We start from the raw sequence: 11,811 nt of genomic DNA, 5'->3' as shown, positions 1-11,811 counted from the left end.
ACGAGCGTGATAAAGCTAAGTTAGTTATGATAGCCCTTGCGATGTAAATCCAAGGGCTTTTTTATGCGGACTTTTGAGAGTTGGCGAGTTGGCGAGTTGGCGAGTTGGCGAAAAGAATACCATCTATCCACTGAGCCAAAACACGGTAGCACCGACTTTATGTCGGGTCTAAAGCGCAGCTTATTAACGTGCTATACAGGGTAAATTATGCAAAACAAAATTAACGATGTCGTTATTGTTGGTGGCGGCACTGCAGGCTGGATGACTGCCAACTTACTCGCTAGGGTGCTAGGTAAAAGCATTAATGTGACTCTACTTGAGTCAGAAGACATCGCAACTGTTGGAGTTGGCGAAGCGACTATCCCACCGATTATGCAATACAACCAAGCCATCGGTGTGAATGAGCACGATTTTATGCAAGCGTCTAAAGCCACCATTAAGCTTGGTATTCAGTTCGAGAATTGGCTAAAACCTAAACATAATTATATGCATGCCTTTGGTAGCATAGGAAAAAACTTCCCGTTTTGTGACTTTCATCACTTTTGGCTTAAAGCGCAAAATAAAAATGACCAAGTCGATAATCTTACTTATTGGGATTTCTCACTTAACTACCAAGCAGCTAAGCACAACAAATTCCAAAAGCTCAAACACCTCCCAAACACTAATCTGCCGGGCATTGCCTACGCCTATCATTTTGATGCTGGGTTATACGCTAAGTTTTTAACCGAACACGGTAAGCAGCACGGTGTTAATCATGTCATCGGCACGGTAAAACAAGTAAATCAAAATAACGAAACGGGTCATATCGAAAGCCTGTTATTAGATAACGATACCCAGCTTAGCGGCGACTTATTTATCGACTGTACCGGCATGCATGCTCTACTCATCGAAAAGACACTTAGTACAGGCTATGATGATTGGTCACATTGGTTACCTTGTGACCGCGCTATGGCAGTCCCGAGTGAGAATGCAGAGACAGTAGTGCCTTATACGCGCTCTATCGCTCATCATGTTGGCTGGCAGTGGCAAATTCCGCTGCAACACAGGACAGGTAATGGCTTAGTGTATAGCTCTAAACACATGAGTGATGAAGAGGCCAAACAAACGCTGCTTGGTAACCTGCCGGGCAAACCAATAAGTGACCCAAGAATTATAAAATTTAGAACCGGTCGTCGCAGAAAAGTCTGGAATAAAAACGTCATCAGCATTGGTCTATCAAGTGGCTTTTTAGAGCCATTAGAATCAACCAATATTCATCTTGTGCAAAGTGTGGCAACGCGTTTACTCAAGTTCTTTCCGCACAATGGCATTAGCCAAACCTTAGTCGATGAGTTTAACCGCTTGTGCAAAGCCGAAGTTGAAGGCATTCGAGATTTTATTATTTTGCACTACAAATTAAATAATCGTAGCGATAGTGCATTTTGGCGACAATGTCAGCAAATGGACATTCCTGACACACTGAATACTAAAATTGAGCTATTTAAACAAACAGGCAAGGTACACTGCGAACCAAACGATTTATTTACCGAAATCGCTTGGCAACAAGTAATGCTCGGGCAAGGTATTACGCCAACCGATACTCACCCACTTGTTGATGGGTTAAGTGACGAACAAATCAAAGACATGATGGAAAGTTTGCGAACGCTGGTCGATAAAACCGTCGAAAACATGCCAACTCACCAAGACTTTTTATCTATCTTAACCTAATCGCCCCCAAATAATGCTCAGGTATGAGTCAACGCTCGTACCTAATATAGACCCACAAAGTATTAACCCCCGGGAAAAACAATTAGTATTCAAACTATTTATTTAGACTATAAGTAAAACAGATGAATACGATAAAACCCTGAAAAATATAAACATAATAACTTTTACCACTAATTAAAATATTAAAATTTCGTTACAGCACTTGCTATAAGCGTCTAAAACCAGTAATCTTTTCAGCACAAATTCTTTGAGCACTAATTAATTTAACTTTAAGAGTTATTCATAACAGTTAGTCGCTTGTCAAAAAGTCCGTTACGCAATTATTCATTGCGACATGACCTTTTCGGCTCAACCAAACCATGGTTCGCCTGCCGAAAACGGTTCGATACCTTGCTACTGCGAGGATCACAATCAAATTTTTAATTATTAATTTAACCTAAGTCGTGCATCTGCACCGGGGTATTCATGTCTAAGAGTCTTTGGCTTACTAGATTTGCTCATCTGCGTTTTGCCCATCATGGTGTTTTCACGTCTTAAAACTATGCCCTATTGCGCCGGTAGGAAAAGAGGAACTTGCAGAAAATGAGTTTAACAAACACAAAAAGATTAGTTATAAAAGTTGGTAGTGCCTTGATTGCGCCACAACAAGATGGCTGTAAAGCGCGTTACCTGCTTAATATTGCTCAATTTATTGTTAGAGCTCGCGCCCAAGGTGTTGAAGTTTTATTGGTTTCATCAGGCTCTGTTGCCGCTGGCGCACATCATTTTAAAAATCCAGACCGCAGTAACATCGCAATTAAAAAAGCTATGGCTGCAGCAGGTCAAATGGAGATGATGTCAACGTGGGATCGCTTTTTTGATTTTCCATCAGCACAGCTACTGATGACACACGCTGATTTACGTGACAAAGAACGTTATGAAAGTATTCGTCAAACTTTGTTTAGTTTATTAAGCGAAGGCATTTTGCCAATTATCAATGAAAACGATGCGGTAACAACCGAGCACTTGAAAGTGGGTGATAACGATAACTTATCGGCAATGGTCGCCGCTGCGGCAGATGCTGACACATTAATTATATGCTCCGATGTTGACGGGTTATATGACCAGAACCCAAAAACAAACCCAAATGCAAAACTTATTGAAGAAGTAAATACCATTACGTCAGCGATTTATGACATGACAGGTGGTCCAAATAGCGCCGTGGGTACTGGCGGAATGCGCACCAAGCTTGAAGCGGCTGAAAAAGCCACATCACACGGTATTGCCACTTATATCATCAATGGGTTTGATGAAAGTACTTTTAATGCACTACTCGATGGCGACAATCCGGGCACTTTATTCACGCCATTTAAAAATCCAATGGAAGAAGCCCAACACTGGATGACACACACAGCAGCCGAACATGGCGAACTTGTTGTTGAGTCTGAAGGATTACACAACAGTGAGGAGCTCAATTGTGAAGAGATCCTTTCTGTAGAAGGTGAGTTTTCAGCAGGTGAAACTGTGCTGATCAAAAACACCAAAGGGGAGCGTTTGGCTAAAGCAAGCAGTAATTACAGCAGCTGCTTATTGAACTTTATTACACAAAATACCGATGGTATAAATACTAGCCAAATGCAAAATAGTATTGGCCCTATTATTTCGAAAAACGACATTGCTGTGCTGGAGAGAAAACAATCATGAGCTTAATTACAAATTTATCAAAACAAGCGGCGAAAGCGGCAAAAGTATTGGCATTACTAACAACTGAGCAGAAAAACCAAGTACTGCAAGCGATGGCTAATGCACTGCGTGCAGAAACTGATCATATTCTTAGCGCAAACCAAGAAGATTTAGCCAATGCCAAACAAAATGATTTAAGCCCAGCTATGATTGATCGCCTTACGCTTACTCCCGCACGCATTGAAGACATGGCGCAAGGTATCGAAACCATCGTGTCGTTAGACGATCCGGTAGGGAAAACGCGCAGCATGGGCACTCGACCAAATGGCATCGAAATCAATAAAATGCGTATTCCTTTAGGCGTGGTATGTATGATTTATGAAGCACGCCCAAATGTCACAGCCGACGCGGGCGCACTGTGCTTTAAATCAGGTAATGGCGTGATTTTACGCGGTGGTAAAGAAGCATTAGCCAGTTCAATGGCCATTGCCAAGGTCATGCATAAGATTCTAACTGAGTTTAATCTGCCAGAAGCGCTTATTACTGTCGTACCAGATCCAGATCGCGGTTTAATGATGGAGCTGATGCAGCAAAAAGAATACATCGACCTGATCATTCCACGCGGCGGCGAAGGCCTTATCAACTTTGTGACCGAAAACAGTACTGTGCCTGTCATTCAGCACTTTAAAGGCGTGTGTCATTTATATGTTGATAAAGATGCCGATTTAAACATCGCAGAAGCCTTGCTATTGAACGGTAAAACTCAGCGTACTGGCGTATGTAATGCCCTAGAAGGGTTAGTGGTTCATAAAGACATCGCCGATAAGTTCTTAAACCAAGTAGCCCCGATTTTGCGTGCTGCAAATGTGAAAGTGAATGCCTGTAAACGCGCTGCAGAGTACTTTGACGACGTCACTGTACTAAACGATGACGAATTTGGTGAAGAGTATTTAGCGCTAGAAATTGCCATTCGTATTGTCGATGACTTTGCCGCTGCAATCGACCACATCGACCAATTTGGCAGTCATCACACTGAAGTGATCTGTACTAAAAACCATGAAACAGCCACGCTGTTCCAACGCAGTGTTGATGCATCTGTAGTTATGGTCAATGCGTCATCACGCTTCAGCGACGGCGGCCAATTAGGTCTTGGCGCCGAAATTGGTATCGCAACTACTAAGCTACACGCCTATGGCCCAATGGGCTTAGAGTCATTAACCACTGAAAAGTATTTAGTAAATGGTACAGGTCAGGTGAGAGATTAAGAGTTTGCGAGTTTGCGAGTTTGCGAGTTTGCGAGTTTGCGAGTTTGCGAGTTTGCGAGTTTGCGAGTTTGCGAGTTTGCGAGTTTGCGAGTTTGCGAAAATAATATCGCCTCGATAGCTAAACCAAACCCGGTAGCACCGACTTTATGTCGGGTTTGAAAAATTAAAAACATCTGTAGGCGCGGGTTCACCCCGCGCTTTTATTTGCGCGATATAAAATCGCGCCTACAAGGCAACACTATCACACGGTAGCACCGACTTCATGTCGGGTTTCAATCTCCAGCGCTTTTAAGACCTTCAATAGTGTGATTAAAAATTTCGTCCTCATTAAAACTTACGCTTAAATTTTTTCACTGCTTGCTCAAGTAATAGGCTTATTCCTTTCACTTCGAATTACAACAACCAAGGCTGTTCAATCGCGATAAATCGACTTGAGCTATTAATCAATGAATTCGCTGTAAGTTGCTCAACTCCAACGGCCCATGTTTCGATGCCGTGTTTAGCTGCCACTTTTTGCATTAATAAATCAAAATCACCGTCGCCCGATAGTAAACAGATCACGTCTACATCTGGCGCATGTTCAAGTATATCTATGGTGATCCCCACATCCCAATCACCTTTGGCCGAGCCGTCTTTACGCTGAATAAAAGGTTTAAGCTTTACATTAAACCCTATGTGTTTGAGGGCTTTTTGAAACTTGTGCTGTGAGTCGTCGTTTGGGGCTATGGCGTAGGCGTTTGCAAGAGTAATGTCGCCTTGCTCAGATAAAAACTGCCAAACTTTTCGGTAATTGAGTTGACGTGAAAATGCGTCTCGAGTGGTGTAGTAAATGTTTTGTACATCGACAAAAACAGCAATTTTTTTCATTTGGCGCTCAGAGCAATTTAAAACCCCATGCTAACCAAAAACTTGCCTAGATAAAACCAAAAGAGGCTCAGTTACCTAAGCCTCAAAGCTCTCATGTATTAATCACACATAAAGTAGCGATTTGTAAATGCGCAATCTTTACCATTCCAGCATGAGATAGCACCGGTTCTGCAATCTGCTCGATTTGTTGGAATACAATCAGGTGTATCAGAATTGAAGTAACCACCAGCCACATTTGGGGTTGCAGCATTAGCGAGTACTTTTTCAGATGTTAAGTTTTTCAGCTTTTTTTTGTTCAGTTTCATAATAAATATCCTTTTAGTGCCGTTATTGGCAAAAAAAGTGTAATGAAAAAACACAGATTAAGTAAACACTCTAGTAAGAATAAGTAATTATAAAGCAAGGTAAGTTTAAGTGATTTAGTGCTATTGAGTATTCATGATTAATGACCCAGTCACACTATGCAGTTTATTAGCCTTAAACCAAAGCTCAGGTTAAGTTAGAGAAAATATCTTCATAAAGGTTTATACTGCGCCGGTTTTAGTTATCAATTTAGTGTCATTATGAAAGATCAACATTCACCTTACTGCGCCATCGGCTTATTCAACCCTAAATCACCGACGAATGTTGGCGGTATTATGCGTGCTGCAGGCTGCTATGGGGCCAATGAAGTGTTTTTTTCTGGTAGACGTTACGCCATTGCAGCAAAACATCAAACCGATACTAAAAATGTCAGTGAGAAAATACCGCTTACTCAAGTCGATGATTTAACTCAAGCCGTTAGCCAAGACATTCCTATCGTGTGTGTTGAACTCGTGGAAGGCGCAACACCACTGCCTTTATTTCAGCACCCAGAACAAGCATTGTATATATTCGGCCCAGAAGATGGCAGTTTGCCACAAGAGATTGTCGATAAAGCCAGTGCCGTAGTTTATATGCCAACTACAGGTTGTATGAATTTAGCTGCTACGGTTAATGTGCTTTTATATGACCGCGCAGCAAAACACACTCAGCAGTTTAATAAACAGCAAATACTCGATTCACGAGATAATAATAATCGACTGAAGTTTAAGCCTTAAATAATAAATATCTACACAGAGGTTAGGTTGCAATAACACCCCTGACTCTGTGATATCACGGTTGCACCAGACCTAGCTAATTGATCTTTCTCAATAAACGGTTCTACAAGGCCGTCGCCTTCCGTGCAAAACATGCCCGATGAATATGGACCGAAATAGTTTAACTTGCCAGCTTTGTCAATCACCGCAACCGCTGGTACTGAGGGAACAAACGCTTTTAGTATGCCCGGCTCATCTAGCGTGACAGTGACATTGTTGAACTGGTGTTTTTCAGCGAGCTTTTCTACCGAATTAATATGACTTTGCGCCACAGTCTGACAAAAGCAATCACTGCGTTGAAAATGGATCACACTGCCAGCAAGTTCTAAATTATCTTTCAATAACGCTTCAACAAATACAGTATCGAAAGATAATGACAGCGCCGACTGATGTAATACATTTTGAGGGTCGAAATATTTAGTTTTATTACTGGCAGCATATAAGACTGCAAGCAATAAACCTGCAGCCCAAATAATTAATAGGGTTGGCAACCACTTAGACTTCAAATCGACTCATTTCCTGATTTAAGCTGTTGATTTGCTGCTGCATACTTGCAAATTTTTGTCCCATTTCGACCGTAGAGCTTTGCAAGTGCTTTGAATTACTCGCAAGTGACTGAGTTGACTGAGAAATGCTGTCAGATACGGTTGTTTGCTCCTCCGCGGCACTCGACACAGATGCCATATTATCAACAATGCTTTGAATACTTTGCACAACACCTGACATCATACCTGATGCTTCATTTGCTTGCGTCACAGTACCTTGCGCTTGCTCTAAACACTTAGCCATTTGCTCGACTGATAAAGAAGCCTCAGAGGTTAAAGATGCCGTGATATCACTGATCTGTTCGGCATTTTCACGGGTCTTCATAGCCAATTTTCGCACTTCGTCTGCAACAACCGCGAACCCTCGCCCATGCTCACCTGCCCTTGCAGATTCAATCGCCGCATTTAAAGCAAGTAAATTTGTTTGATCAGAAATGGATTTAATCGCATTCATGACCTCTTCAATTTGATTACATTTATTAGCCAGCTCACTGATTGTGTTTGAGGTATCTGCTAACTCTTGAGTTAAAGTATCTATATTTTGACCCGAGCTGTCGATAATCGATCTCGTTTTATTTGTATTAATAAAGGCGTCATTGGCATTGTCATTTGCACTGGAAACCTGGCCAGATACATTACTACTGGCTACCGTCATTTCTTCTGTAGCCGTAGCTATTAAATTGATTTGATTCGCATTATCTTCACTGGCGCTTTGTGCTTGAGCGGTAAGAATGGCTACTTCCTCTGCCATATTTGCCACGGAGTCTGATACTTGTTTTGATTGTGTAATCAAATTAGAGAATGAACTAATCAGCTTATTAAAATCAGCCAATTGCTTTGAGTCACTAGGCTGATAGCTGGCTAAATCAAATTTACCATTATTTGCCAATATGGTTTTCACACTGGACGATAAATCATGTGCAGCAACTGCTTCCCGGTGAGAGTGCTTTGCTACATACATCAACACACCAGCTTCAACAACGGCGAATATAGCGTGGATCATCAAGATATAAAACAGCAAATGACCCTCTTCAAATATAAATACACCAGAGCCTTGAACTTGCATCACAAAGAACAAGATATGGTGAACAGCAACAAAACCCACACTCGCCAAAATAACTTTCCAGTCTCGGTAAAAGCTCAAGAATGCCAACATGACAAAGATTTCAAAGTGTAGCTCTGTTAAACCCATAGTCTGCTGAATATGGAGAGCAGCAAAAACCTGCACAGCCACACCAACACTGTATCTAGTGATAGAAGATTGCGGTGCGCTCTTAATGAGAAATAAAGGGAGGCTCAGAGTAAACAAGCCAATAACAATGGCCTCAAACCAGGTTTGAGTGAAAAAAGCGATAAAGAGGGAGAGTAAAAACTGCGCAACTAACACGCCAGAAAAAATTCTGTTTGCTTTACTTATCCAGGGGTAATCCATTCTTATCTCCAATAGAGTTTAGAATATTTTAATTTTTATAAGTATAAGCTACGTTTCAAAAAACGCTTTGGATTGAAGTTTTTTCTTTGCTCAAGACTGTTTACTCAATATATGTTCAAAACGGTACCTGGAACAGAAAAATTGATGAGAGTTTACTCTGTCTAGCACTCTAATCTCCTTACCATATTAGAGATACTGATGAATAAAAAACTTATTTCTGATTGATGAACGGTTAAATGGTTGTTTGATAAACCTCGACCTATGCAAAATTACATAAAAAGCTGACATATCAGAGCATAAACCTTAAAAACCAGTTAGAATTCGTTCCTCTTAAAGGAGCATATAATGAAAACAATACTCTCAGCTTTTACCGCTTTAGGCATTTATCTATTTAGCTCAGATTGCTTAGCGACATTTAATACGAACAATCTCACACTAAAAAAAATTAATTCACATGAGATAAATCAATACGAAGCAACTTCTTCAAAAACTTTATTAAACGCATCTACGCTCGTTTTATATGGTCGAGATGGGCTAAGCATTTTTGAAGTAACCGATGATGACTTTATCTTAAAGTCTGAATATCCTCATTTGCATTTTGCCTCAGATGCTAGAAATACCGTGGAATATGCGCTCTCTGAAAATGGTAAATCACTTCTGTCGGTTGATTTCTCCGGTAATATCATTGTTTGGCAGATCACTGAAGAATATAAGCTAGTTGAAAAGCAAATCACAGAGTTTAATCCTGATTCATGGAGTACATCAGGTCAGCTAACCAGCTCTGCTTTTTATGCTTACGAAAATAGTGAAAGAGCAGTCACCAAATTCACACCTTATTATTGGGACCCTGCAAACTTTTCAATCTCTAAAGGAAACAGTGTCACAATAAATGATGAAGATTTCGACCAAGGTAAACAGCACCATTACCCAGATTTAGGCTTGGTTTTACACATAGCTAAAGATGCCTTAACAGTGTTTGATTTAAATAACAACTATCAAGAAATGTTTAACGGTTCTTTTGATTTCAGATACCCAGGAAGGATTGCCAGTGCATATGACCCAGTTAACCATACTCTGCTCATACATAATTACGACACTGTCATTGAGCTAACACTAACAACCGATAACCGTGTGGCTAACCACCGTGAAGTTTCTCGCGAAACTTTCTTGCCAGATAATTTGTCAGTGCATGATATCTTCAGCACTGACAATCGTTTGCTTGCGTATAACTATGCACAACTTTTAGAGCTGACTTTAACTTCTGATAATAATTACGCTGCGACCGAAGTATGCGCAGGCTGTGTGCCGAGTAGCCCAAACCTTGATAAAGAAACACTTCGCCTTTATTCAAAAAGTACAAGCTTAAAAGTCAATACCATTAACAATGATGGTTCTTTTAGCTCAATAGAAAGACAAAAAGAGCAAGGCAGACTCAAAACCAGTGGCCCTGATTATTACCCAAATCTAGTAATTGGAGACAGCAGTAGCTTAAACTTCAATGGTCGATTTTTCACTTTATCTGCTCTTTCATCTGAGCGTGGACAAACATTCACTAAAGATATCCCACTGACTGATCAGCTTCATAATCAAACTACTTCGTATAAGGGTTTTTATAAATTAGGGAAGCAAGTTTTATTTGTTAAAAATGACTCTTATACATTAATTTCGACGAACGCAGACGAGACTGATTTAAATTTCAAAAATGGTAAATTAGTTCTTGAAAACAGCTCTGAACTTGCAGAGTGGCAGGCTGTTTTTGCATTAACTGACACTCAAGTCGTGTTTGTTTCTGCTGGTGACTATTACTTATTTGAAGTAATCGACGGAGAGTTGGCTTTTAAACAAGTCTTTGACTTGAATTTAGCTTCGAGTACAAGGCTTAACAAACATACAAGCTATATTGTTGATGGCATTAATATTTATGCATTTGACAGAGATTTGCAAAAATTACATCACTTACTCTTTGATAATGCTCAATTAAGCCTTCATAAAACTATCGACTTACCTATATTTACTAATAGCCTAACTGATTACTATGGAGAAGTTACTTACGTTAATAAGCGTTTTTATTTACCTGCATACTGGGGGTTTGGCAAAATAAGTGAACATGGTATCTACCGTCTTGAAGAGAGCGGGTTCGTTAAAGAAGATATTGCATTACCCCGAGTGCCAAAAATGAGTCCAGCTCAGTTGAGCGACACTCAATCTTTGTGGTTTTTTGATGTTGGAAACTACGACACTTTAGATACTTACCTGCTTGATACTGAAGCTGAAAGTATTTTTTCACGTGTTGGTGAGTTCGACCTTTATGAGGGAAAATATGCACAAAGAAACCATTACTTACACTTTTACTCAAAAGGTACTATGGTTATCACCAATGAGCTGTCACCAACCTCTGAATCAGTCGAGTTAACTCTAAACCAAGGCAATCCAACTAGCTGGGATTTAACCACCTACTTTAGCGAACAACAGCGTCAGGACCTTAAGTTTGTCACAACACAAACACTACCGGGCGTGTCATTATCTGAAAAGGGTTTGTTAGAATTTGATGGTCAGCCTTCAAACTCTCAAAGTCTCATTGTTTCTGTCAGCAATTCACTGGAGCAAAATGCAGAGCTGTCAGTGCAACTCACATACAATAGTGCGCCAACAGCGATAAACAATTTAGAGTTTGCTGCGAAAACAGATAAAGAGTTAACAATCACGTTTGCCGAGCACTTTGTTGATGACAAAGACTTACCGATAATCGTTGAGTTAAATGGTGTTTTAGACAATATGACACTATCAAAAAATACGTTAACCATTACTTTCTCAGAAGCTGGCGATTTTAAATTGCCAATCACCACTTATGACATTGAAGGCGCTTCAAGTAAGCATACTTTAATGTTTAAGGTAGAAGAAAAAGAAGAAAGCTCAGGTGATTCTGGTTCTGGTGATTCTGGTTCTGGTGATTCTGGTTCTGGTGATTCTGGTTCTGGTGATTCTGGTTCTGGTGATTCTGGTTCTGGTGATTCTGGCTCTGGTGACTCTGGTTCTGATAGTAGTAGCACAAACACAGGAAGCGACAATAGTAATTCATCGTCTTCCCAAAATGCAGAACAAAAAAGTGAGAGCCAAGGGGGTGGCTCAGGTGGTAGCTTGTTCTACTTACTAGGCTTGATGATCGGCCTTGTTACAGTGAGAAAAAAACAATCATAATCAATGGGGCTTCACTG

At 40.5% G+C, this 11,811-nt stretch carries 9 protein-coding genes; 5 read left to right on the top strand and 4 right to left on the bottom strand.

Translation table 11 applies throughout. The features are described from left to right. The first annotated feature begins 207 nt into the window (after window positions 1–207). The 3 genes from AAEU28_RS19390 (at window position 208) to AAEU28_RS19380 (ending at window position 4,634) form a co-directional block, all read left to right on the top strand. Window positions 208–1,707 carry a tryptophan halogenase family protein gene (locus tag AAEU28_RS19390; RefSeq protein ID WP_421965573.1) on the top strand — a complete coding sequence of 500 codons (1,500 nt, stop codon included), beginning with the start codon at window positions 208–210 and terminating at the stop codon, window positions 1,705–1,707. A gap of 582 nt (window positions 1,708–2,289) precedes the next feature. Further along, window positions 2,290–3,390, top strand: coding sequence for a glutamate 5-kinase (gene proB / locus AAEU28_RS19385; RefSeq protein ID WP_421965572.1), 1,101 nt, complete (start codon window positions 2,290–2,292; stop codon window positions 3,388–3,390). Then, complete coding sequence (locus AAEU28_RS19380) at window positions 3,387–4,634, top strand: glutamate-5-semialdehyde dehydrogenase (protein ID WP_421965571.1); 1,248 nt, start codon at window positions 3,387–3,389, stop codon at window positions 4,632–4,634. The genes proB and AAEU28_RS19380 overlap by 4 nt, the downstream gene beginning before the upstream one ends. A 393-nt stretch (window positions 4,635–5,027) precedes the next feature. Here the strand turns inward: AAEU28_RS19380 and AAEU28_RS19375 are convergent, their stop codons facing one another. Further along, window positions 5,028–5,501, bottom strand: coding sequence for an NYN domain-containing protein (locus tag AAEU28_RS19375; RefSeq protein ID WP_421965570.1), 474 nt, complete (start codon window positions 5,499–5,501; stop codon window positions 5,028–5,030). Window positions 5,502–5,599: 98 nt separating this feature from the next. Beyond that, window positions 5,600–5,806 carry a hypothetical protein gene (locus tag AAEU28_RS19370; RefSeq protein WP_138478981.1) on the bottom strand — a complete coding sequence of 69 codons (207 nt, stop codon included), beginning with the start codon at window positions 5,804–5,806 and terminating at the stop codon, window positions 5,600–5,602. Between the two features lie 258 nt (window positions 5,807–6,064). On the opposite strand from AAEU28_RS19370, the gene AAEU28_RS19365 reads away from it, so the two are divergent. Further along, entirely contained in the window at window positions 6,065–6,580 is a 516-nt protein-coding gene (locus tag AAEU28_RS19365; RefSeq protein WP_421965569.1) for an RNA methyltransferase, read from the top strand. An 11-nt stretch (window positions 6,581–6,591) separates the two neighbouring features. Here AAEU28_RS19365 and AAEU28_RS19360 read toward each other — a convergent pair whose 3' ends face one another. Next, the gene (locus AAEU28_RS19360; RefSeq protein ID WP_421965568.1) at window positions 6,592–7,125 is read right to left on the bottom strand and encodes a DUF6436 domain-containing protein; all 534 of its coding nucleotides are present in this window, start codon (window positions 7,123–7,125) and stop codon (window positions 6,592–6,594) included. Further along, window positions 7,115–8,596, bottom strand: coding sequence for a methyl-accepting chemotaxis protein (locus AAEU28_RS19355; RefSeq protein ID WP_421965567.1), 1,482 nt, complete (start codon window positions 8,594–8,596; stop codon window positions 7,115–7,117). Before AAEU28_RS19355 ends, AAEU28_RS19360 begins: the two co-directional genes overlap by 11 nt. Window positions 8,597–8,941: 345 nt before the next feature. On the opposite strand from AAEU28_RS19355, the gene AAEU28_RS19350 reads away from it, so the two are divergent. Continuing rightward, on the top strand, window positions 8,942–11,794 hold the full coding sequence (locus AAEU28_RS19350) for a hypothetical protein (RefSeq protein WP_421965566.1): 2,853 nt from the start codon (window positions 8,942–8,944) through the stop codon (window positions 11,792–11,794). The last annotated feature ends 17 nt before the right edge of the window (window positions 11,795–11,811 follow it).

Origin of the sequence: Pseudoalteromonas sp. SS15, assembly GCF_049257195.1 — a bacterium.
Taxonomy (GTDB): Bacteria; Pseudomonadota; Gammaproteobacteria; order Enterobacterales; family Alteromonadaceae; genus Pseudoalteromonas.
This window is presented reverse-complemented; position numbering and strand designations above follow the sequence as displayed.